Origin of the sequence: Rhodococcus sp. 14C212 (assembly GCF_011058195.1) — a bacterium.
In the GTDB taxonomy this organism is placed as follows: Bacteria; Actinomycetota; Actinomycetes; order Mycobacteriales; family Mycobacteriaceae; genus Rhodococcus; species Rhodococcus aetherivorans.
In genome coordinates, this window is sequence record NZ_JAALEH010000005.1 from 116,549 (window position 1) to 138,258 (window position 21,710).

General features: G+C 71.6%; 19 protein-coding genes. 12 read left to right on the forward strand and 7 right to left on the reverse strand.

All coding sequences use genetic code 11. From position 1 onward, the window contains the following. Window positions 1-4: 4 nt before the first annotated feature. Window positions 5-421, reverse strand: coding sequence for a hypothetical protein (locus G6038_RS04405; RefSeq protein WP_165036103.1), 417 nt, complete (start codon window positions 419-421; stop codon window positions 5-7). 127 nt (window positions 422-548) lie between these two features. Between G6038_RS04405 and G6038_RS04410 the strand changes: the two genes are divergently transcribed. Next, window positions 549-1,727: an AI-2E family transporter gene (locus G6038_RS04410; RefSeq protein WP_165036136.1), complete on the forward strand. Its 1,179-nt coding sequence runs from the start codon at window positions 549-551 to the stop codon at window positions 1,725-1,727. A 10-nt stretch (window positions 1,728-1,737) separates the two neighbouring features. Here the strand turns inward: G6038_RS04410 and G6038_RS04415 are convergent, their stop codons facing one another. Both G6038_RS04415 and G6038_RS04420 read right to left on the reverse strand, forming a co-directional pair. After that, window positions 1,738-4,713, reverse strand: coding sequence for an SMC family ATPase (locus G6038_RS04415; RefSeq protein ID WP_165036104.1), 2,976 nt, complete (start codon window positions 4,711-4,713; stop codon window positions 1,738-1,740). Next, window positions 4,710-5,885 carry an exonuclease SbcCD subunit D C-terminal domain-containing protein gene (locus tag G6038_RS04420; protein ID WP_165036105.1) on the reverse strand — a complete coding sequence of 392 codons (1,176 nt, stop codon included), beginning with the start codon at window positions 5,883-5,885 and terminating at the stop codon, window positions 4,710-4,712. The genes G6038_RS04415 and G6038_RS04420 overlap by 4 nt, the downstream gene beginning before the upstream one ends. A gap of 84 nt (window positions 5,886-5,969) precedes the next feature. Between G6038_RS04420 and G6038_RS04425 the strand changes: the two genes are divergently transcribed. Then, complete coding sequence (locus G6038_RS04425; protein WP_165036106.1) at window positions 5,970-7,133, forward strand: DNA recombination protein RmuC; 1,164 nt, start codon at window positions 5,970-5,972, stop codon at window positions 7,131-7,133. Between the two features lie 53 nt (window positions 7,134-7,186). Further along, window positions 7,187-8,089 (forward strand): exosortase/archaeosortase family protein, encoded by a 903-nt coding sequence (locus G6038_RS04430; protein WP_165036137.1) that lies wholly within the window; start codon window positions 7,187-7,189, stop codon window positions 8,087-8,089. Window positions 8,090-8,125: 36 nt separating this feature from the next. Here G6038_RS04430 and G6038_RS04435 read toward each other — a convergent pair whose 3' ends face one another. Then, window positions 8,126-9,127 (reverse strand): 4-hydroxy-3-methylbut-2-enyl diphosphate reductase, encoded by a 1,002-nt coding sequence (locus tag G6038_RS04435; RefSeq protein ID WP_165036107.1) that lies wholly within the window; start codon window positions 9,125-9,127, stop codon window positions 8,126-8,128. A 79-nt stretch (window positions 9,128-9,206) separates the two neighbouring features. Here G6038_RS04435 and G6038_RS04440 point away from each other — a divergent pair, with 79 nt between their 5' ends. The 3 genes from G6038_RS04440 to G6038_RS04450 are packed head-to-tail and all read left to right on the forward strand — an operon-like array spanning window position 9,207 to window position 11,450. Then, window positions 9,207-9,953 (forward strand): lipid droplet-associated protein, encoded by a 747-nt coding sequence (locus G6038_RS04440; RefSeq protein WP_165036108.1) that lies wholly within the window; start codon window positions 9,207-9,209, stop codon window positions 9,951-9,953. Further along, a complete protein-coding gene (xseA, locus tag G6038_RS04445; RefSeq protein WP_165036109.1) occupies window positions 9,950-11,197 on the forward strand; it encodes an exodeoxyribonuclease VII large subunit in 1,248 nt (415 codons plus the stop codon). Before G6038_RS04440 ends, xseA begins: the two co-directional genes overlap by 4 nt. Before the next feature lie 10 nt (window positions 11,198-11,207). Further along, on the forward strand, window positions 11,208-11,450 hold the full coding sequence (locus G6038_RS04450; protein WP_165036110.1) for an exodeoxyribonuclease VII small subunit: 243 nt from the start codon (window positions 11,208-11,210) through the stop codon (window positions 11,448-11,450). Between the two features lie 12 nt (window positions 11,451-11,462). Here G6038_RS04450 and G6038_RS04455 read toward each other — a convergent pair whose 3' ends face one another. After that, window positions 11,463-12,032 (reverse strand): DUF4245 domain-containing protein, encoded by a 570-nt coding sequence (locus tag G6038_RS04455; protein ID WP_165036111.1) that lies wholly within the window; start codon window positions 12,030-12,032, stop codon window positions 11,463-11,465. Window positions 12,033-12,210: 178 nt separating this feature from the next. On the opposite strand from G6038_RS04455, the gene glpX reads away from it, so the two are divergent. From glpX to G6038_RS04470, 3 genes are all read left to right on the forward strand, one after another. Beyond that, window positions 12,211-13,248, forward strand: coding sequence for a class II fructose-bisphosphatase (gene glpX / locus G6038_RS04460; RefSeq protein WP_006932905.1), 1,038 nt, complete (start codon window positions 12,211-12,213; stop codon window positions 13,246-13,248). An 84-nt stretch (window positions 13,249-13,332) separates the two neighbouring features. Next, complete coding sequence (locus tag G6038_RS04465; protein WP_165036112.1) at window positions 13,333-14,742, forward strand: class II fumarate hydratase; 1,410 nt, start codon at window positions 13,333-13,335, stop codon at window positions 14,740-14,742. A 96-nt stretch (window positions 14,743-14,838) separates the two neighbouring features. Then, a complete protein-coding gene (locus G6038_RS04470) occupies window positions 14,839-15,813 on the forward strand; it encodes a phosphotriesterase (RefSeq protein WP_165036113.1) in 975 nt (324 codons plus the stop codon). 53 nt (window positions 15,814-15,866) lie between these two features. Here the strand turns inward: G6038_RS04470 and G6038_RS04475 are convergent, their stop codons facing one another. Further along, window positions 15,867-17,384 carry an AMP-binding protein gene (locus G6038_RS04475; protein ID WP_165036114.1) on the reverse strand — a complete coding sequence of 506 codons (1,518 nt, stop codon included), beginning with the start codon at window positions 17,382-17,384 and terminating at the stop codon, window positions 15,867-15,869. 151 nt (window positions 17,385-17,535) lie between these two features. Between G6038_RS04475 and G6038_RS04480 the strand changes: the two genes are divergently transcribed. Then, window positions 17,536-18,918, forward strand: coding sequence for an MFS transporter (locus G6038_RS04480; protein WP_165036115.1), 1,383 nt, complete (start codon window positions 17,536-17,538; stop codon window positions 18,916-18,918). Between the two features lie 67 nt (window positions 18,919-18,985). On the opposite strand, the gene G6038_RS04485 is transcribed toward G6038_RS04480, so the two are convergent. Further along, the gene (locus G6038_RS04485) at window positions 18,986-19,462 is read right to left on the reverse strand and encodes a MaoC family dehydratase (protein WP_029542221.1); all 477 of its coding nucleotides are present in this window, start codon (window positions 19,460-19,462) and stop codon (window positions 18,986-18,988) included. A 169-nt stretch (window positions 19,463-19,631) separates the two neighbouring features. On the opposite strand from G6038_RS04485, the gene G6038_RS04490 reads away from it, so the two are divergent. Continuing rightward, a complete protein-coding gene (locus G6038_RS04490; protein ID WP_165036116.1) occupies window positions 19,632-20,888 on the forward strand; it encodes an acyl-CoA dehydrogenase family protein in 1,257 nt (418 codons plus the stop codon). 3 nt (window positions 20,889-20,891) lie between these two features. Beyond that, on the forward strand, window positions 20,892-21,686 hold the full coding sequence (locus tag G6038_RS04495) for an SDR family oxidoreductase (RefSeq protein WP_165036117.1): 795 nt from the start codon (window positions 20,892-20,894) through the stop codon (window positions 21,684-21,686). The last annotated feature ends 24 nt before the right edge of the window (window positions 21,687-21,710 follow it).

Below are 21,710 nucleotides of genomic sequence, written 5' to 3' on the forward strand. Positions count from 1 at the left end.
GGCGTCAGCAGGCGACCCGGACGAGCTGCGAGATGCGGCCGGCCTGCTCCTCGGTGGGAGTGGTGTCCCCGTTCTGTGCCAGCTCCCCGACCTTGGCGATCACCTCCTGGTCGCTCGCGCCGGAGTCGATCAGCGGACATGTCTCGATGACGATCGCCTCGATGGAGGCGTCGTCGCGGTCGGCGGCGAGGTTGGGGTAGCCCGTGCGGAACGCGGCGACGAACGTCGCGAGCTTCGCCTCGTCGAAGGCGCCGCGCGCCTGCTCGGCCACACTCGACGCGGCGGAGGCGAGGCTCGAGGCCGCCCCGCCGAGCGTCGTGCGCGCCGCATCGGATTCGTTCGACGCGTCGTCACCGGAACTGCAGGACACGAGCACGACGGCCGCGGCACCCGCGGCCAGCACGGCAGTGAGCTTCTTCATGATCAGAGCCTGCCACGACCCGGGTGTTCGCGCCGGTGAACCGCCCCGCGGGGCACGGTTCCCGTAGATTGCAGACGAGCCCGATCCACGTCGTCGAGAGCATCGGAAGGACCGTCCGTTGAGCGATGTGCAGAGCACCGAGCGGAAGCCACCGGCACCGAAACCGGACCGCACCACGCTGATCGCCTCCGGCGGGTTGACGCTGGCGAAGTGGTCGGCGGCGTTGGTCGTGATCGCGGCGGCCGCACTGGTCATCGGCTGGATCATCGAAAAGATGTGGGTGATCGTCCTGCCCGTGGCGCTGGCGATCGTCGTCGCCACGATGCTGTGGCCGCCCACCCGCGGCATGATGAAGCGCGGCGTGCCGCCGGCGGCCGCGGCGGGCCTGACCCTGTTCCTGTTCTTCGCGATTCTCGGCGGCATCATCGCCGGCATCGTCCCGTCGGTGGTGGCGCAGGCACCGGAGCTTGCGAACAAGACCACCGACGGCATCAACAAGGTGCTGGACTGGGTGCAGGGCCCCCCGGTCAATCTGAAGGACGAGCAGCTCGAGAACGCGACGCAGGTGGTGATCGACAAGGTCCAGGAGAGCGGCGCGACCATCGCCAGCGGCGTGTTCACCGGTGTCAGCACGGCCGGTTCCCTGCTGGTGATGATCGGTCTGGTACTCGTCCTGGTGTTCTTCTTCATCAAGGACGGCCCGCGGTTCATCCCGTGGGTGCACGCCGTCGGCGGCGGTCGCGCCGGGCGGCACCTCGAGGAGGTGCTGATCCGGATGTGGAACACCCTCGGCGGTTTCATCCGCACCCAGGCGCTCGTCAGCTTCATCGACGCGTTCTTCATCGGCCTGGGGTTGGTCATCCTCGGGGTGCCCCTGGCGCCCGTGCTCGCGATCCTCACCTTCATCGGCGGGTTCATACCGATCGTCGGTGCCTTCGTCGCCGGAGCGCTCGCCGTCCTCGTGGCGCTGGTCGCGAACGGCCTGACCACCGCGATCATCGTGCTCGTCATCATCATCGCGGTGCAGCAGCTCGAAGGGAACGTGCTGCAGCCCGTGCTGCAGTCACGCAGCATGCACCTGCACGCGGTGGTGGTGCTGCTCGCCGTCACCGCCGGAGCGTCGCTGTTCGGGATCGTCGGCGCGTTCCTCGCCGTCCCCGTCGCGGCCGTCGCCGCGGTGGTGCTCCGCTACGTCGGCGAACAGATCGACGAACGCAGCGCTGCGCCGGAGGAGCCCGAGACCGCCGAGGAGGAGACACCGGCGCTGCCGCCGGGACCGGCGGCGGCCGAGCCGGGCCCGGCCTGATCGGCGGGGCTCAGCTCGCGATCTCCACCGTGGAGCCGGTGCGGCCGCGCACGACGTGCAGGCGGCTGGGGATGCGCTGGCGCATCTCGTCGACGTGGCTGACCACGCCGACGACGCGGCCGCCGGCGCGTAGCTCGTCGAGCACCCCCATCACCGCGTCCAGCGCGTCGGCGTCGAGCGTGCCGAACCCCTCGTCGATGAACATCGTGTCGAGCACCAGTCCCCCGGATTCGGCGGCGACGACGTCCGCGAGCCCGAGGGCCAGCGCCAGCGACGCCTGGAACGACTCGCCGCCCGAGAGGGTCTTCGTCGACCGCACCACACCGGTGTACTCGTCGTGGATGTCGAGGCCGAGGCCGCCGCGCCTGCCGTGCGTCCCCGCGGCATCGGAGTGCACGAACTCGTAGCGGCCGCCGGACATGCGCCGCAGCCGCGCCGAGGCCGACTCGGCCACCTCCTCGAGGCGAGCCGCCAGAACGTACGAGCGCAGCGACATCTTGCGCGTGTTCTGCCCGGTGCCCGCGACGACGTCGGCGAGCGCCGCGAGTTCGGCCTGCTCGTCCCGCAGCGGCACCAGCTTCGCGTACTCCTCTTCGAGGCGCGCCGCGAACTTCTCGATGTCGGCGTGGCGCCGCTCGGCCTCGGAGGCCGCGGATACCGCCGCGGCCAGCGCGGCCGCGCTCCGGGTGACCGCCGCCTCCGGTTCCGTCAGGTCCACCGGGTCGTCGCCGACCCGGGCGGTGTCCGGGTCGTCGAGCACGGCCTGCGCGGCCGCACGCCGGTCCGCCGCCGCACGCTGGGCCTGCTCGATCTCGCGGAGGCGCGAATCGGGACGCACCGCCGAAAGTGCCTGCTCGATGCTCGCGAACCCGGCCCGTTCGGCGGCGGCCGTCGCCTCCTGGGCCCGCTCGCGAGCGATCGTCGCGGCGTTCGCGGCCCGCACCCGGGCGTCGAGCAGGTTCGCCGCGGCGCCGGCGAGCGCCGCGATCCGACGCCGGCGTGCGGCGAGGGAGTCCTCGGCACCGGCCGCCGTGGTGATGCGGGTGCGGATCTCGTCGGCCTCTGCCGCGGCGCTCTCCTCGCGGTGCGCGGCCTGAGCGGCTTCGACGTTCACCGCGTGCGCCTGCTCGCGCAGGTCCGCGTCGAGCCCGCGCAGCCGGGTGATCTCGCCGCGATGGCGCTCGCGTTCGGCGGCGGTGGCCGCCGTCGCGGCGTGGGTGGCGGCGGCCGCGGCCCGCATGTCGGTGAGTGTGTCGAGACCGGCGTCACCGCAGCGCTGCCGCAGCACCGCGACGGTGTTGGCCGCGTCCGCGACCGCCGCCTGCGCCCGCGTCAGTTCCGCGGCGGCTCGCTGCTCGGCCTCCCGGGCGGCGTCCTCGTCCGCCTTGGTCGCGGTGTCCGAGGCCGGCCGGGCCGGGTTCGGGTGCGCCGTGGCTCCGCACACCACGCACGGGCGCCCGTCGACCAGATCGGTGGCCAGCTCGGCGGCCATCCCGGCGATGCGGCGCTCGCGCACGTCGAGCAGGGCGGTGCGGGCCTCGTGGTGTGCGTCGCGCAGGGCGACGACCTCGTCCTCGAGGAGTTGCAGCTGTGGGGCCCGATCCTCGAGTTCGGTGGCGGCCGCGAGGGCGTCGGTGGCCCGCCCCAGTTCGGCCTCGAGCCGGGGCAGGGTGGCCGCGGCCTGCTCGGACCGGCGCGCGGCGTCCTCCGCGGCATCGCGGCGGCCCGGAAGTTCCTCCAGTTCCGCGGCAATCCGCTCGGCGCGCGCGGCCAGGTCGCGCCGCTGCTGCTGCAGGGCGACGCGGTCGGCCTCGAGCCGGATCAGGCGCTGCTCCTGGTCGAGGAGGTCATCGAGGCGGACCACCTCCGCCGACCAACGCTGTTCGTGGGGGCGGATCAGAGCGCGGTCGGTGTCGGCGGGGGAACCGTCGAGCTCCGCGACGAGGGCCTGCCCCTCCCCGTCGGCGGCGAGCGGGGCGGCCGCGGCCTCCGCGGCGGCGTGTGCGGCGGCGGCGGCCTCCGCGGCGCGGCGCGCGTCGCGGGCGACGTCGACGACCGGCGCCGCCCGCCGGGCCGTCTCGAGTTCCGTGGACAGGGTCTGCAGCTCGCCGGCCGCGGCGTCGAGGTCGGCGAGTTCGGCCGACGCGCGGGCGCGTCGTTCCTGGCACCGTCGCAGCTCGGTCGCCTCCGCGAGGGCGGCCCGGGTGCGGGTGTCGTCGGCGCGCGCGACGTCGAGCGCTGCGAGCGCAAGATCGCGGCTCTCGGCGGCGTCGTCGCGCAGCCGGTGCGCCCACACGACCGGTTCGGCGTCGGCGCCGGCCTCGAGGCCGGCCGCGGCGCTGACCTTGGCGAGCAGCAGGTCGACGGCGCGTTGCTGTTCTTCGAGGCGTCTGGCGGCGCCGCTGCGGCGGTCCTTGAACCAGCGCTCGACGGAGCCGAATCGCGTGGTGTCGAACAGCCGCTCGAGCAGCTTGCCGCGGTCCTCGCTGTCGGCGCGCAGGAACTTCGCGAACTCGCCCTGCGGCAGCAGCACCACCTGGAAGAACTGCTCGGCGCTCATCCCGAGCAGGCGCCGGACGGCGTCCCCGATGTCGGGCAGCCGCGAGAGATGCTCGCCCGAGCCGTCGAGCCAGGTCAGGCTCGCCTTGGCGTTCTGCTTGACGGTCCCGGTCCCGCGCAGCTTCGGGCGCTCGTAGTCGGGGCTGCGCACGATCCGCAGCCGCCGGCCCGCGATGGTCGCCTCGAGACTCACCTGCGGTGCGGTGCCGGCGGGGGCGTGGTCCGACAGCAGCCGGCGTCCGTCGGCGCGGGCCCCGGGCACCGTGCCGTAGAGAGCGAACGCCACCGCGTCGAGGATGGAGGTCTTGCCGGCGCCGGTGCGGCCGTGCAGCAGGAACAGCCCGTCCGCGCCGAGCTCGTCGAAGTCCACCCGCACGGTGTCGGCGAACGGCCCGAACGCGGTGACCTCCAGCTGGTGCAGCCTCACGCGGACGCCTCCCCCGGTGCGACGGTCTGCTCGGTCCCGACGCCCGCGGCGCGGTCGACGTCACGCAGTGCCTGCTGAACCCAGCGCAGCTCCCGCTCCGACGGATCGGACCGCACGTCGGCGAGGAATCCGCGGGTGACGTCGAGGTCGGTCCGGCCGCGCACCTTCTGCCGGTAGGTGACGGTCGAGGTCGCGACGGGCGGTTCCCACTCGACGTGGACGGCCCGGGGGAAACGGGACTGCAGCCGACGCATCGCGTCGAGGGGGCGCACGGCGTCGGTGAGAACGGCCGAGACGTAGTGGTCCTCCGCCGCGGCGTGCGCGTCGTCGGTGAGCAGATCGTCGAGGACGCCGGTGAGACGGCTCAGGCCCCGCACGACCGGCAGGTCGACGCGCTCGACGCCCGCCCGCCCGGTCGCGTCCAGATCGACGAGCCACGCGGCCTTGCGGTGGGTGCGCTCGCCGAACGAGTACGGCAGCGGCGAGCCCGAGTAACGGACGTGCTCGGCGACGGTCTGCGGGGAGTGGAGGTGACCGAGCGCGACGTAGTCGACGCCGTCGAACGCCGACGCCGGGACGGTTTCGACACCGCCGACCGAGATCGACCGTTCGGAGCCGGCGGCCTCGGCGCCGACGACGAAGGCGTGGGCGAGCACCACGGCGCGGACGCCACGGGCGCGCGCGTCGGCGCGGACCCGGTCCATCGCCACCCCGAGAATCTCCGCGTGCGAGCGGGCCTCGGGGACCCCCAGCTCGGCGCGGGTGATCTCCGGCTCCAGATAGGGAATGCCGTAGCAGGCGACGGTGCCGTGGGCGTCCTCGAGCAGGACGGGCCGGTCGATCTGGGAGACCCGGGTGATCAGGTGCAGCCCCCCCTCGGCGGCGAACGCCGCGCCGGCGCCGAGACGGACGGGCGAGTCGTGATTGCCGGACGTCGCGACGATGACGGCGCCGGCCCCGCGGATCGCCTCGAGTCCCGCATTGCACACCGCGACGGCATCCGCACTCGGGATGGAACGGTCGTAGACGTCGCCGGCCACCACCACCACGTCGACCCGCCGCTCGGCGACGAGGTCGGCGAGGGCGGCGAGCGCCTGCGCCTGGTCGGACAACAGGTCCACGCCGTGGAAGGTGCGGCCGATGTGCCAGTCCGAAGTGTGCAGGATCCGCATGCCGTCAGACCGTAGAGCAGCGCACCGACACGACATTTCCCGGTCCGGGTGAGCGTGTCGGTCGTCTCGGGCATCATGCGCATCATGACGGCACTCACGGCACTCGCGTTGCTCGCCGCCCTCGCACTCGGCGCGGTTGTCGGCTGGTTGCTGCACGCCGCGCGCAGCGGCGACCGCGCCGCGCGGGCGGAGGCCCAGCTCGCGGCCCTGCGCGAGAACGAAGCACAACTGCGGCAGGCGCTCGGTGCCGTGAGCGAGGATTCCGCCCGCCGGCATTCCGGTGCGATCGGCGAGCAGGTCTCCCGTCTCGTCGGGCCGTTGCAGGAGGCGGTGGGAGCGCTCGCACGGCAGGTGGAGCACGTCGAGCGGAACCGGGTGCACGCCTACGCCGGCCTGACCGAGCAGGTCGAGGGCATGCACCGCGCCTCGCAGCTGCTCTCGACGCAGACGCAGCAGCTGGTGACGGCCCTGCGCGCCCCGCAGGTGCGTGGACGGTGGGGCGAGATCCAGCTCGAACGCGTGGTCGAGCTCGCCGGGATGGTGCGGCACTGCGACTTCGACACCCAGGTCGCCAAGGACGGGGTGCGCCCGGATCTGCTGGTGTATCTCGCCGGCGGCAAGCAGATCGTCGTGGATGCGAAGGTGCCGTTCGCCGCCTATCTCGACGCCGCCCAGGAGGAGGACGTGGCCCGTCGGGACCAGCACCTGGTGCGGCACGCCCGCCAGGTGCGCACGCATGTCGATCAGCTCTCGGCGAAGGCCTACTGGGAGTCGTTCGATCCGACGCCCGAGTTCGTGGTGCTGTTCGTCCCCGGCGACCCGTTCCTCGATGCGGCGCTGGCCGCGGATTCGGAGCTGCTCGAGTACGCGTTCGCCCGGAACGTGATCCTGGCCACCCCCACCACCCTCGTCGCGCTGCTGCGCACCATCGCGCACACCTGGCGGCAGGAGGCCCTGTCGAAGGAGGCCGCGACGATCCACCAGCTCGGCCGGGAGCTGTATCAGCGGATCGGGGTCGTCGGCGGGCACCTCGATCGGCTCGGATCCCAGCTGGGCAAGGCCGTCGACTCGTTCAACCTGACCGTCGCGTCGATGGAGTCCCGGGTGGCGGTCACGGCGCGGAAGCTGAGCGAGCTGGAGATCTTCGACGGCGAGCATCCGGAGGTGCGACCGGTCGACGCGTGGCCGCGCCGCACGACTCCGACGGATATCTCCGAGTCCGGCGGTCCTGTCGACGAAGCAAGTTGACCCGATGGGTCTAGTGTCGACATGTGTCTGCAACGCAACGTGCTCGCTCGGCGGTGCCGCTCGACATGCGGTCGGTGGCGCCCACTGTGCCTGGCGTCCCGTGGTGGGGCGCGATCCTCGTCGCGGCGGGCTCGACCCTGCTCGGCTTCCTCATCGATGCGGCACGCGGTGACGAGCTCGGCTCGGCATTCTCCGCGTTCTACGTGCTCGGATGCATCGCGGCGGTGGCGGCCGTGCAGCACCGGGCGCTGTTCACCGCGATGGCGCAGCCGCCGCTGCTGCTCCTCGTCGCCGTCCCGATCGCACAGGAGTTCCTCGTCGAATCCGGCGGCGGTGGCCTGAAGGATCTGGCGCTCAACGTGGCGTATCCGCTGGTGAACCGGTTCCCGGTGATGCTCACCGCCACGGTGGCGGTCCTGGTCGTCGGCGGTCTGCGGATCTTCCTGAGCCGGCCGCCGGTGCCGGCTCCGGCCCGAGCGGACAGGACCCGAGCGGCCAGGAGGAGCGCACGCGCGGCAAAGGCCCCGTCGGGTGCCCCGCAGCAGGACCGCGACACCTCCGTGCCGGCGAAGCCGGCGCGGGGCCGCCGCGGCCGCCCGGCCCCCCGGCCGCCCGCCTCCACCAAGGCCAGCGTCCGGCAGGTGGCGGACACACGCGACAACCCGGTGGTGCGGCGCCGCACCACCGCCCCTGCCCCGGACGCGGTTCGTCGCGGCGCAACCGAACCGGCCGCGGTCCGTGACGTCGCCGACCGGCCGCGGCGCAGCGAACCGGCACCGCGACGGGCCGCCGAGGCCCGCCGGGAATACGACCGTCGCAGCGACGACCGGACCCGCACCGACCGTCCCTACGAGCGCGGCGATGTTCCCCCACCGCCCCGCAGGCAGTCCCCGGTTCCGGAGACCCCGGAATACCGGCGGCCCCGGGTGCGCTACCGGGACCGGTACGAGGACTGAGCGCGCCGGATCAGACGCGCCGCGCGGAACGCCGGATCAGGCGCGCCGCGCGGAACGCAGTTCCCGGGGCAGCGCGAACACCAGGGTCTCGTTGGCCGTGGTCACCGACTGCACGTCGGCGAAGCCGTGCTCGGCGAGCAGGTCGATCACGCCGCGCACCAGAACCTCCGGCACCGATGCGCCCGAGGTGATCCCCACGGTCTGCACACCCTCGAGCCAGGCCGGGTCGACCTCGCGGGCATAGTCGACGAGATGCGCGGCTCGGGCACCGGCGCCCAGCGCCACCTCCACGAGCCGCACCGAGTTCGACGAGTTGCGCGAGCCCACGACGATGACGAGGTCGCATTCGGGGGCCATCGCCTTGACCGCCACCTGGCGGTTCTGGGTGGCGTAGCAGATGTCGTCGCTCGGGGGGTCCTGCAGCAGGGGGAACTTCTCGCGCAGCCGCTGGACCGTCTCCATGGTCTCGTCGACGCTGAGGGTGGTCTGCGACAGCCAGATCACCTTGGCCTCGTCGCGCACGGTGACCCGGTCGACCGCGTCGGGCCCGTCGACGAGCTGGACGTGGTCGGGGGCTTCGCCGGCGGTGCCTTCCACCTCCTCGTGGCCCTCGTGACCGATGAGCAGGATGTCGAAGTCGTCGCGGGCGAAGCGCTTGGCCTCCTGGTGCACCTTCGTCACCAGCGGGCACGTGGCATCGATGGTGCGCAGGTTGCGTTCGGCGGCGGAGGCGTGCACCGCGGGCGAGACACCGTGCGCCGAGAACACCAGCACCGCGCCCGCAGGCACCTGGTCGGTCTCGTCGACGAAGACCACGCCACGCTCGGCGAGGGTCTCGACCACGTGACGGTTGTGGACGATCTCCTTGCGGACGTAGATCGGGGCACCGTGCTTCTCGAGTGCCTTCTCCACCGTTTCGACGGCCCGGTCGACGCCGGCGCAGTACCCGCGCGGCTCGGCGAGCAGGACGCGCTTGCCGGTGGCCGGTGAACCGGCCGACCGAGTGATTCCGACTTCGAGGGGAACGGGCGCAGACATGCCTCCAGGGTACGGGCCGTTCGCGGGGTCGGCCCTCCTCGGCTACCAATCGAGCGGCACGTGAGGCAGTCTGTTTCTCATGATCCGTCCACCGTTCATGGCGCGGGTGGCGGCCGGGCTGGCCGTCACCGCGTACGAAGAGACCCTCAAGCTGCCGTCCACCGCGGTCGCGCTGCCGATGACCACGGTCAGCCAGATCCTTCAGACAACGATGCGGATCCAGCAGACGATGACGTCGCTCGCCATCAAGGGTGACCAGCTGTTCGAGCTGCTCGGCGCACCCCCCGCCGAGGAGCCGTCGTGGGCCACCTTCGACGACGATCTCGAGGCGTCGGCGGGCACTGGCGAGGTGTCGACCGCCGCGGCTCCGGGACGGTTCGCGCTCTACTCGATGCCGCCCGCCGCGGAGGCCGCGGTGCCGATGACCGCCGCCCCGAAGGCAGGCAAGTCCGCGGCCACCGAGACGGAGACCGCCGGATCCGGCGCCCCCGGGACCGGGTCGCCCGCCGAGTCCACCGCCGCAAAGATCAGCGCCGGCAAGACCGCCGTCGGCGGCGGCGACGCGGCCGGAGGAGTAGCCGCGAAAGCTCCCGCGAAGAAGACGGCGAAGAAGACGGCCGCCGAGAGCGCGGCAGGGTCCGAGGTTCCCGAGATCGTCGAACTGCTCGACTACCCGTCGCTGACCCTGGCGCAGCTGCGGGCCCGGATGCGCACCCTGTCGGTCGAGGACCTGCGGGCGCTGCTCGAGTACGAGAGCGCCACGCGCGCACGCGACCCGTTCGAGACCATGCTGTCCAACCGGATCGCGAACGCAAGCACCAAGTGACCTCCGCGCCCACGGCCACCCCGTCCAACTCCGCGGAGCATCCGTGGCCGGTCCGGACCGTCTCGCAGAAGGTCGCCGGCTGGATCGACCGGCTCGGCTCGGTCTGGGTCGAGGGACAGATCACCCAGCTCAACGTCCGTCCCGGCACCCGCACCGCCTTCCTCACGTTGCGGGATCCGTCGGCGGACATGTCGCTGTCGGTGACGTGCTCGCCGCAACTGGTGCAGAACTCGCCCGTGCCGCTCACCGAGGGCAGCCGGGTGGTGATGTTCGGCAAGCTGTCGTTCTGGACCGGCCGCGGCACCCTCGCCCTGCGGGTCACCGAGATCCGCGCCGTCGGCATCGGCGAACTCCTCGCTCGGATCGAGCGGCTGCGCGCGCTGCTCGCGGCGGAGGGACTGTTCGACCCTCGGCTGAAGCGACCCCTGCCGTTCCTGCCGCAGCGGATCGGTCTGATCACCGGGCGCGCGAGCGCCGCCGAGCGGGACGTGCTCAGCGTCGCGCAGCGCCGATGGCCGGCCGTCCGTTTCGAGATCCGCAACACCGCCGTCCAAGGGCCCACCGCCGTCCCGCAGATCCTGGACGCGCTCGAGGAACTCGACGCCGACCCGGCCGTCGACGTGATCGTGCTCGCACGCGGCGGCGGCAGCGTGGAGGACCTGCTGCCGTTCTCGGACGAGGCGTTGTGCCGCGCAATCGTCCGGTGCACGACGCCGGTGGTCAGCGCCGTCGGGCACGAACCGGACAGCCCGCTGTCCGACCACGTCGCCGACCTGCGGGCGGCGACCCCCACCGACGCCGCCAAACGGATCGTGCCGGACGCGGTGGCCGAACAGGACCTGGTGGACGAGCTGCGAACGCGGTCGGCGGCGGCGCTGCGCAACTGGGTGCGCCGGGAGGAACACGTGATCGAGCAGTTGCGCAGCCGGCCGGTGCTCGCAGACCCGCTGCGCACCGTCGACGGGCGAAGCGAGGAGATCGAGCGGCTGCGGCAGTGCGCCCGTCGCGACGTGGCCCGCGCCATCGACGCCGAGGCCGCCCGGATCGAGCACCTCGGCGCGCGGCTCGCGACCCTCGGTCCCGCCGCCACCCTCGCCCGCGGCTACGCGGTGGTCCAGCGGGTGGTCCCCGACGGGGATCCGGAGGTGCTGCGGTGGGCCGGCGACGCACCGCCCGGCACCCAGCTGCGGGTACGGGTCACCGACGGTGCGCTGCGCGCCGCGGTCATCGGACGAGAGAAGTGACGAGGAACGGATGAGCGAGACGAACGACACGCCCGCGAGCGGCCCGAACGGCGACGTGGCGGAGTTCGGCTACGAACGTGCGCGCGACGAACTGGTCAACGTGGTCAAGATGCTCGAACAGGGTGGCTTGGACCTGGACGATTCGCTGGCGCTGTGGGAGCGGGGCGAGGCGCTCGCGCGGCGCTGCGAGGAGCATCTCGCCGGCGCCCGGCAACGCGTGGAGACCGCGCTGTCGCACGCCGACGAGGAATGAGCGGCGCGGCTGCTAGGGCTGCAGCGGTTCGGCCGCCCCGGCGGCGGTCGCCAGCTCGCGGAACTCGGCCTCGTCGCCGGAGCCGCCGATGAGGATCCGGACATCGCCGAAGTCGGACACCCACAGCGGTTCGACGCCCTCGCCGCCGTAGACCACCCAGTCGCGGCCGGCGAGGCTCTGCGCCCCCGTCGCGGTGCGCGGCTCCCCGGCGACGAACCGCACCAGCTCGTCCTCCCCCGCGTTCGACTGGGTGAACCGCACGTACCGGCCGGCCGGGGTGATGAATCCGACGGTGCTCGAGTCGCCGCCCTGTCCGCCGGTGATGATGCTGCGGCTGCCGGAGTTGGCCTGCCAGTCCTCGGGCACCTTCGGCTGCCGGATCGGGAAGTCCAGCTCCCGGGCGTCGTACTTCAGGCCGGCGTCGACGTCGAAGCTGGGCACGGGCCCCGCCGTGGGGCCACCGGGGCTGAAGGAGCATTGGCTGGCGATCGCGGCCACGACGACCATGATCAGCAGAAGCGGGATCAGCGACCACGCCATGTCGCGCGTGTCGTGGAGAATGCGGGGTTTCTGGGAGGCCACCCTTCCAGTCTGACAGCCGTCCGCACCGATACCCGCACGTGGCCGGGTCCGAGCCCCGCTCACGGGGCGGTGATGAGAGAATTACCACTCGAAACCATCGGAACCCGGCGGCTGTCCCCTCGGCGGCCGTCCCGCGTCGGCGTCCGCGTCGACCGACTGCATCAGGAGGCAGTAGCCCATGACGGCCAGCACCCCGACCCGCCGCCAGGCCCCGGACCGCAATCTCGCCCTCGAGCTGGTGCGTGTCACCGAGGCCGCGGCGATGGCTGCGGGCCGCTGGGTCGGCCGCGGTGACAAGGAAGGCGGCGACGGCGCCGCCGTCGACGCCATGCGTCACATGGTCAGCTCGGTGTCGATGCGCGGCGTCGTCGTGATCGGTGAGGGCGAGAAGGACGAGGCGCCCATGCTCTACAACGGCGAGGAGGTCGGCAACGGCGACGGCCCGCTGTGCGACGTGGCGGTCGACCCGATCGACGGCACCACCCTGATGGCGAAGGGTGCACCCGGCTCCATCGCGGTGCTCGCCGTCGCCGAGCGCGGCGCCATGTTCGACCCGTCCGCCGTGTTCTACATGGACAAGATCGCCGTCGGCCCGGAGGCTGCGGACGTCATCGACATCACCGCCCCGGTCGCCGAGAACATCAGCCGGGTCGCGAAGGCGAAGCACTCGGAGATCTCCGACATCACCGTCACGATCCTCGACCGTCCCCGGCACGCGCAGCTCATCAGCGATGTGCGCGCGACCGGCGCGCGCATCCGCCTGATCTCCGACGGTGACGTCGCCGGCGCGATCGCCGCGGCGCGCCCGGGTTCGGGGGTCGACATGCTGCTCGGCATCGGCGGCACCCCGGAGGGCATCATCGCCGCGGCCGCGATGCGCTGCATGGGTGGCGCGTTGCAGGGCCGGCTGGCCCCGAAGGACGACGCGGAGCGACAGAAGGCGATCGACGCGGGCCACGAGCCGGGCCGCGTGCTGACCACCACGGACCTGGTCAAGGGCGAGAACATCTTCTTCTGCGCGACCGGCGTCACCGACGGCGAGCTGGTCAAGGGCGTCCGCTACTACGGCGGCGGCGCGACGACGCAGTCGATCGTGATGCGCAGCAAGTCCGGCACCGTCCGGATGGTCGAGGCGTACCACCGTCTGAAGAAGCTCAGCGAGTTCACGTCGATCGATTTCCACGGCGTCGCGGGGGCCGTTCCTCCCATGCCGTGAGCCGCTTCGCGGTCGTGGTGTCCTTTCGGATCTCCGCCGGTCCGAAGGGGCGCCACCGCGGCGCGAGCCGCCTACTGTGAAGCCATGGCCGAAAATCCCGAGCAGCAGTTCCGAATCGAACACGACACCATGGGTGAGGTCCGGGTCCCGGCCGACGCCCTGTGGCGCGCTCAGACCCAGCGGGCCGTGGAGAACTTCCCGATCTCCGGCCGCGGCCTCGAACGCACCCAGATCCGCGCGATGGGCCTGCTCAAGGCGGCGTGCGCCCGGGTCAACCAGGACCTGGGCCTGCTCGACGCGGAGAAGGCCGACGCGATCGTCGCCGCCGCCACCGAGATCGCCGAGGGCCTGCACGACGACCAGTTCCCCATCGACGTGTTCCAGACCGGGTCGGGCACCAGCTCGAACATGAACGCCAACGAGGTCATCGCGAGCGTCGCCGCTCAGCGCGGGGTGACGGTGCACCCCAACGACCACGTCAACATGTCTCAGTCGTCGAACGACACCTTCCCCACCGCGACGCACGTCGCCGCCACCGAGGCGGCGGTGAAGGATCTCATCCCGGCCCTCGACCAGCTCCGGGCCTCCCTCGCCGCGAAGGCGGAGGAGTGGAAGCGGGTCGTCAAGTCCGGCCGGACCCACCTGATGGACGCCGTGCCGGTCACGCTCGGGCAGGAGTTCGGGGGCTACGCCCGGCAGATCGAGGCCGGCATCGAACGGGTGCAGGCGACGCTGCCGCGGCTCGGCGAGCTCGCCATCGGGGGCACCGCCGTCGGCACGGGCCTGAATGCCCCCGAGGGGTTCGGTCCCCGCGTCGTCGCCGAACTGGTGCGCGCGACGGGGGTGGAGGCGCTGACGCCGGCGAAGAACAGTTTCGAGGCGCAGGCCGCGCGCGACGGTCTGGTCGAGGCGTCCGGGGCGCTACGGACCATCGCGGTCTCGCTGACGAAGATCGCCAACGACATCCGGTGGATGGGGTCGGGTCCGCTGACGGGTCTCGCCGAGATCCAGCTGCCGGACCTGCAGCCGGGCAGCTCGATCATGCCGGGCAAGGTGAACCCCGTGCTGCCGGAGGCGGTGACCCAGGTGGCGGCGCAGGTCGTGGGCAACGACGCGGCCGTGGCGTGGGGCGGCGCCGCGGGCGCGTTCGAGCTCAACGTGTACATCCCGATGATGGCCCGCAACCTGCTCGAGTCGCTGCGCCTGCTGGCCAACGTCTCGCGCCTGTTCGCCGAGCGGTGCGTCGACGGTCTCGTGGCGAACACCGAGCACCTGCGCACCCTGGCGGAGTCGTCGCCGTCGATCGTGACGCCGCTGAACTCGGCGATCGGGTACGAGGAGGCCGCCGCCGTCGCGAAGGAGGCGCTGCGGGAGAAGAAGACGATCCGGCAGGCGGTGATCGACCGGGGCCTGATCGGCGACGGCCTGAGCGAGGATGAGCTGGACCGGCGGCTCGACGTGCTGGCGATGACGCGGGTCGAGCCGCAGGACTGACTGCGCTCGGCGCCGGGTGGGGCCTTGTGACAGGCGTCTCATCATGGTCTCATATGAAGCTGAATTCCAATTCAGGTCTTCAGGAAGCGAGACGCCATGACCACCGTCCCCACCGTCACCGGCACCGTCGACAGCGGCAGCCTCGGCCGGACGCTGATGCACGAGCACCTGTTCATCCTCTCCCCCGAACTGCACGGCAACTGGGACATCGGCGTCGACCTCGACGCGGCGGTCGCCGAGGCGATCGACCGCGTCAGGGAGGTGCACGCGGCCGGCTTCGACACGTTCGTCGACCTCACCGTGGTCGGCACGGGCCGCAACATCGACCTGATCCGGCGGGTCGCCGAGGCCACCGACATGAACATCGTCGTGGCGACCGGTCTCTACACCTACATGGACCTGCCGCACTACTTCCACTACCGCGGCCCCGACACCCTGTTCGGCGGCCCGGAACCCTTGGTGGACTTCTTCGTCCGCGACATCGAGGAGGGCATCCTCGATTCCGGCGTGCGCGCCGGAATGCTCAAGTGCGCCATCGACGCCCCGGGCCTGAGCGCAGGCGTCGAGCGCACGGCCCGGGCCGTGGCGGTCGCCCACCGCCGCACCGGCGTGCCGATCACCGTGCACACCCACGCCCACTCCGAGTCGGGGCGGGTGATGCAGCGACTGTTCACCGAGGAGGGTGTCGACCTCTCCCGGGTGATCGTCGGCCACAGCGGCGATTCCGACGACATCGGCTACCTCACGTCGCTGATGGACGCCGGGTCGTACATCGGCATGGACCGCTGCGGCGTCGACGTCTACCTCGGCTTCGAGCAGCGGGTGAAGACCATCGCGACCCTCGTCGAGCGCGGCTACGCCGGCCGGATGCTGCTGTCGCAGGACTACGCCACCCTCAACGACTGGCTCGATCCGCAGATGCTCGCCGTGGCGACGCCGCGGTGGAGCTACATGCACCTGCACAACGACGTGCTGCCCGCGTTGCGGGAGGCCGGGGCGAGCGAGGCGGACCTCGACCGGATGCTGATCGACAACCCGCGCGAGATCTTCGAACGCCGCGACACGTACTGAGCCCGGACGCCGTCCGCTGCCGGGCATGGCACCCGGGCAGCGGACGGCACGGATCACACCGCCGACTCGGAGCGGCGTACGACGAACCGGGACAGCTCGTCCCGGTCGATGGCCCGCTTGAGGATCTTCCCGGACGCCCCCTTCGGCAGTGCGTCGACGAAGCGGACGATGCGGGGTGCCTTGTAGGCGGACAACCGCTCCCGGCACCACCGCACGACGTCCTCGGCGTCGGCACCGGCGCCGTCGCGCAGCACGACCACCGCGGCGATCTCCTCGCCGTAGTGCCGGTCCGGCACGCCCACCACGGCGGCCTCGACGACGTCGGGATGCTCGTAGAGCACCTCCTCCACCTCGCTCGGGTACACGTTGTAGCCGCCGCGGATGACGAGGTCCTTGACCCGGTCGACGATGCGCAACCGGCCCTGCTCGTCGAACTCTCCGAGGTCGCCGGTGCGGAACCAGCCCTGCTCGTCGAGCACGGCCGCGGTGTCGGCCGGTCGCTGCCAGTAGCCGGCCATGACGACGGGTCCGCGGACGAACACCTCGCCCACCTCGCCGGCCCCGCACGGAGCGCCGTCCGGCCCGTATACCTCGACCTCGATGTCCGGGGCCGCGGTTCCGCTGTACCCGATGCGCGCCGGGACGTCCCCCCACGAGAAGGTCGCCATGGCCGTGGTCTCCGTCAGGCCGTAGCCCTCCCGGATGGTGCAGCCGAAGCGCTGCTCGAAGTCGCGGGCCACCTCACCCGGAAGCGACGCTCCCCCCGAGACCGCCAGCCGAAGACCATCGAAATCCGCAGGGCCGTAGGGCGATTCGGCATGCAACATGGCGTTCCACATGGTCGGCACCCCGCACACCACCGTCAGCCGATCCCGGACCACGAGATCGAGCATCGCCGCCGGGTCGAACGGGGACAGTAGGGACAGGGAGGATCCGGCCGTGAACGCCGACATCATCACCGAGGCCTGGCCGAAGATGTGGAACAACGGCAATCCGGTCCCCACGCGGTCCTCGGGTCCCGATCCGGACAATGCGCACGAAATGCGGCCCGCGGACAGCAGATTCGAGACGGTGAGCTGAGCGCCCTTGGGGCGGCCGGTGGTGCCCGACGTGTACAGCACCGCCGCGATGTCGTCGTCGGCACGGTCGACGGGGTCGACGGGATCTCCGTCGGCCGCGGCGCCCGGCTCCAGCGGCAGCCACGGCACGCCGAGCCCCTCCGCAGCCTCGGCCACCGAGGCGGCGGCGCCGTGCCAAGCGATCGCGAGCACGGCCCGCGAGTCCCCGAGCGTATAGCGCAGCTCGGCCGCGGTCGACATGGTGTTCACGGGGACCACCACGGCGCCGACCGCCTGGATGCCGAGATAGGCCACGACGAATTCCGGTACCGACGGGGCGAGCAGGAGCACCCGGTCGCCGGTGGTGACGCCGCGACCGCGGAGCAGTGCGCCGTAGCGCAGCGCGTCGTCGCGAAGCCGGCGATAGCTTCGCTGCCCGTCCTGCGTGCGCAGGGCGATGCGTTCCGGCGCCGCGTCCGCATGGGCGAGGACGGGGTCGAGAACACTGGCCATGACTGGTTTCCCTTCGTCGAGTGACATTTTGGGGGGAGGCCGGCTCGTGATTGACATCACATGGCCGATGCCCCAGACTAGCACCACAGCCTGAACCCGAATTCATGTTTGAGTGCTGTTTCTCGGCCCGTCCGACCGGAGGAATTGATCTGTGACATCGTCATCCGTGAGTCCGACCGGCACCGCGCCCGCCGGCACGTCGCACCACACGCGCGCTCATCGTAAGCTGCTCGCCGCCGGGCTCATCGGCAGCTCGATCGAGTGGTACGACTTCTTTCTCTACGGCACCGCCGCGGCGCTGGTCTTCCCGCACGTGTTCTTCCCCGACAGCTCACCCCTGATGGGAACGCTGTTGTCCTTCAGCACCTTCTGGGCAGGCTTCGTGGCCCGTCCCATCGGCGGACTCGTAGCCGGCCACTTCGGTGACCGCTACGGCCGCAAACCTGTCGTCGTGGTCTCCCTGCTGCTCATGGGCCTGGCGACGTTCCTCATCGGCTGCCTGCCCTCCGCCGCCTCCATCGGCGTCCTCGCCCCCATCCTCCTGGTGACGCTGCGCTTCCTGCAGGGCATCGCCTGCGGCGGACAGTGGGGCGGAATCGTCCTGCTGCTCACCGAGTCCGCGGATCCCAAGCGGCGCGGCTTCGCCGGCACGTTCGGGCAGATGGGTGTGCCGTGCGGCGTCATCCTGGGCAACGTCGCCTTCCTGACGGCGACGGCCGCGATGCCGAACGAGGTGTTCCTCGACTGGGGCTGGCGGATCCCGTTCCTCGCCAGCGCGGCGCTGTTCCCCGTCGTCCTCTACATCCAGACCAAGGTGGAGGACACCCCCGAATTCCGGGAACTGCAGGCCGAAGTCGCAGCCACTCGGCCCGAGCAGCAGGTCGTCCAGGCCCCGCTGGCCGAGGCGATCCGTACCCACTGGCGCAAGATCCTGCTGGGCTGCGGCCTGCTCGCCGCGACGAACTCGCTGTTCTACATCAGCATCGCCGGCGTCCTGAGTTACGGCACCACCGAACTCGGCATGAACCGCAACTCGATCCTGGCCGTGTCGCTGGCCAGCTCGCTGGTGGGCCTCGGCTTCATCCTGTGGTCGGGGTGGATATCCGACCGCGTCGGCCGCCGGCCGATGATCATGATCGGGGCCGCGGCGCTCGTGCTGTGGGCATTCCCCTACTTCTGGCTCGTCAACACCGCGAATCTCGCATTGTTCGCGGTGGCCGTCACGATCGGCTCCATCTTCCAGTCCATGACGTACGGCCCGCTGGCGGCGTACCTGGGTGAGCTCTTCGAACCGAACGTCCGGCTCTCGGGCGCGTCGCTCGCCTACCAGCTCGCCGCCGTCACCGTCAGCGGTGGCACGCCGTTCATCATGACCGCCCTGATCGCCAACACCGGCACGACGACGTGGGTCTCGGTGTTCGTGGCGCTGATGGGTGCACTCACGCTGTTCTCGGCGTGGGTGCTGAAGGAGACCAACCCCGCCGCGGTGCGCCGCGACCCGAAGGCCGTCCCGGGCATCGCCCACGCACGGTAACCGGAAGGGGTGCTGCCGGCCTCCACGATCACTCGTGGAGGCCGGCAGCATCTTTGCCGTATTCCGCTCAGGCGACGACGCGGGCGAGCGACTCGGCCACCGCGACCGGCTTCTCCTGCCCCTCGCGCTCGAACGTCTGCAGCGTCCGGATCTGGATGCCGCCGCCGGCGGCCTCGGCCCCGAGAACCTGCATGCGCATCCGGATGCGGGAGCCCACCGGTAGCGGCGAGACGAAGCGCACCTTGTCGTAGCCGTAGTTGAGCCCGTGGGCGAACCCGTCGAAGCTCATGAGCTTGTAGGACAGTCCCGGCCCCAGCGAGAGCACGAGCAGACCGTGCGCGATCGTCGTGCCCAGAGGACTCGTCGCGGCGCGCTCGGGGTCGACGTGGATCCACTGGTGGTCGTCGGTGACCTCGGCGAAGGCGTTCACGAGTTCCTGGGTGACCGGCACCCAGTCCGTCGGCCCGATATCCCGTCCCACCAGGGCCTGGAGGTCGTCGAGGCCCGTGGGACGCACGGGCAGGGTGGTGATGTCGTCGGTCATGGATGCTTCCTCTCCGCGCGGCCGGAACGACTCGCGCCGAATCGAAACTTGAAGTTGAAACCGCGTTCAACTATACAGAGAGGGAGACGTCCGTCACCACCCTCTTCGCGACGCACCGCCTTCGACGACGGGCGATCCCAGCCCTGCCCCCCTTCCGCCAGGAGTGACCATGTCGGTCTACGAAATGTCCGAGCGCACCGTGCAGTACCGCGACACCCTGCTCGCCTTCATGGACGAGCACGTCTACCCCGCCGAGGCGGTGTACGAGGAGCAGATGCGCGCCTCCGGGGACCCGCACTTCCAGCCCCCGATCCTCGAGGAGCTCAAGGCCGAGGCCCGCCGGCGCGGCCTGTGGAACCTCTTCCACCCCCATCCCGAGTGGGGCCCGGGCCTGACCAACCTCGAGTACGCACCCCTCGCCGAGGTCATGGGACGCAGTCACATCGCCTCCGAGGCGTGCAACTGCAACGCCCCCGACACCGGCAACATGGAGGTGCTCACCCTCTTCGGGACCGATGAGCACAAGGAGAAGTACCTGCGACCGCTGCTCGAGGGCACGATGGCCTCGGCGTTCGCGATGACCGAACCCGCCGTCGCCAGCTCCGACGCCACCAACATCGAGCTGTCCATGGTCCGGGACGGCGACGAGTACGTCCTCAACGGGCGAAAGTGGTTCGCCTCCAACGCGATGCACAAGAACTGCCGGGTGCTCATCGTGATGGGCAAGACCGATCCCACCGCCGCCCCGCACCGCCAGCAGTCGATGATGGTCGTGCCGATCGACGCCCCCGGCGTGACAGTGGTGCGCAACCTGCCGGTCTTCGGGTACGCCGACCGCGAGGGCCACGCCGAGATCACCTTCGAGAACGTGCGGGTGCCGAGCAAGGACGTCCTCGCGGGCGAGGGCGAGGGCTTCGCGATCAGCCAGGCCCGGCTCGGGCCCGGACGCATCCACCACTGCATGCGCGCCATCGGCATGGCCGAACGGGCCCTCGAGCTCATGTGCCGGCGCGCGGCGAGCCGGGTGACGTTCGGTCAGCCCCTCAGCGAGCGCGCCAACATCCAGGACTGGATCGCCGAGGCCCGCATCGAGATCGAAATGACCCGCCTGCTCACGCTGAAGGCGGCGCACCTGATGGACACCGTCGGCAACAAGCAGGCACGCATGGAGATCGCGGCCATCAAGGTCGCCGCCCCGACGATGGCGCTGAAGATCATCGACCGCGCCATCCAGGTGCACGGTGGCGGCGGCGTCACCGACGACTTCCCGCTGGCGATGATGTACGCACACATGCGCACGCTGCGCCTCGCCGACGGCCCCGACGAGGTGCACAAGCGCTCCATCGCCGTCGCCGAGCTGCGCAAGTACCGCACCGCTCCCGCCGGCGCCCCGTCGGTCAACGGCCACAAGGTGACGGTGGGCTGACCCATGACCGGACTCGATCTGACCGGCCGCACCGCGATCGTCACCGGCGCCTCCCGCGGCATCGGCCTGGCCGTCGCCCGGGACCTCGCGGCGGCCGGCGCGAACGTGGTGCTCACCTCCCGCAAGCAGGACGCGGCCGACGCCGCGGCCGCGCAGGTCACCGCGGCCGGGGTGCGGGGCACCGCACTCGGCGTGGGCGCGCACGCGGTCGACGAGGACGCGGCCCGGCGGTGCGTCGAGCTCACCGTCGAGCGGTTCGGGCGCCTGGACATCCTGGTCAACAACGCCGGCACCAACCCCGCGTTCGGCCCGGTGATCGCCCAGGACCACGCCCGGTTCGCCAAGACCTTCGACGTCAACCTGTGGGGTCCGGTGCTGTGGACCTCCCTGGCCGTACAGGAGTGGATGGGCGAGCACGGGGGCGCGGTCGTCAACACCGCCTCCGTCGGCGGGATGGCACCCGAGGCGAACATCGGCCTCTACAACGCCTCGAAGGCGGCGCTGATCCACCTCACCCGCCAGCTCGCCCTGGAACTGGCGCCGCGGGTGCGGGTCAACGCCGTCGCCCCGGGCGTCGTGCGCACCCGCCTCGCCGAGGCACTGTGGAAGGACCACGAGGACCGGCTCGACGCGGCCCTGCCGCTCGGCAGGATCGGCGAGCCGGCCGACATCGCCTCGGCGGTGGCCTTCCTCGCCTCCGACGCGGCGAGCTGGATCACCGGCGAGACCCTCGTCGTCGACGGTGGCGCAATGCTCGGCACCGCCGCCGCAGCAGAGGCCGGCGTCGCCGCCCGCTGAACGCACCTCCGCGCACCGAACTCG

Excerpts from the sequence above, each read along its gene's own strand:
- G6038_RS04435 (WP_165036107.1), bottom strand. The coding sequence starts at position 9,127 with ATGTCTGCGCCCGTTCCCCTCGAAGTCGGAATCACTCGGTCGGCCGGT.
- G6038_RS04440 (WP_165036108.1), top strand. The coding sequence starts at position 9,207 with ATGATCCGTCCACCGTTCATGGCGCGGGTGGCGGCCGGGCTGGCCGTC.
- G6038_RS04465 (WP_165036112.1), top strand. The coding sequence starts at position 13,333 with ATGGCCGAAAATCCCGAGCAGCAGTTCCGAATCGAACACGACACCATG.
- G6038_RS04450 (WP_165036110.1), top strand. The coding sequence starts at position 11,208 with ATGAGCGAGACGAACGACACGCCCGCGAGCGGCCCGAACGGCGACGTG.
- G6038_RS04405 (WP_165036103.1), bottom strand. The coding sequence starts at position 421 with ATGAAGAAGCTCACTGCCGTGCTGGCCGCGGGTGCCGCGGCCGTCGTG.
- G6038_RS04495 (WP_165036117.1), top strand. The coding sequence starts at position 20,892 with ATGACCGGACTCGATCTGACCGGCCGCACCGCGATCGTCACCGGCGCC.
- G6038_RS04470 (WP_165036113.1), top strand. The coding sequence starts at position 14,839 with ATGACCACCGTCCCCACCGTCACCGGCACCGTCGACAGCGGCAGCCTC.
- glpX (WP_006932905.1), top strand. The coding sequence starts at position 12,211 with ATGACGGCCAGCACCCCGACCCGCCGCCAGGCCCCGGACCGCAATCTC.
- G6038_RS04425 (WP_165036106.1), top strand. The coding sequence starts at position 5,970 with ATGACGGCACTCACGGCACTCGCGTTGCTCGCCGCCCTCGCACTCGGC.
- G6038_RS04420 (WP_165036105.1), bottom strand. The coding sequence starts at position 5,885 with ATGCGGATCCTGCACACTTCGGACTGGCACATCGGCCGCACCTTCCAC.
- G6038_RS04475 (WP_165036114.1), bottom strand. The coding sequence starts at position 17,384 with ATGGCCAGTGTTCTCGACCCCGTCCTCGCCCATGCGGACGCGGCGCCG.
- G6038_RS04490 (WP_165036116.1), top strand. The coding sequence starts at position 19,632 with ATGTCGGTCTACGAAATGTCCGAGCGCACCGTGCAGTACCGCGACACC.
- G6038_RS04485 (WP_029542221.1), bottom strand. The coding sequence starts at position 19,462 with ATGACCGACGACATCACCACCCTGCCCGTGCGTCCCACGGGCCTCGAC.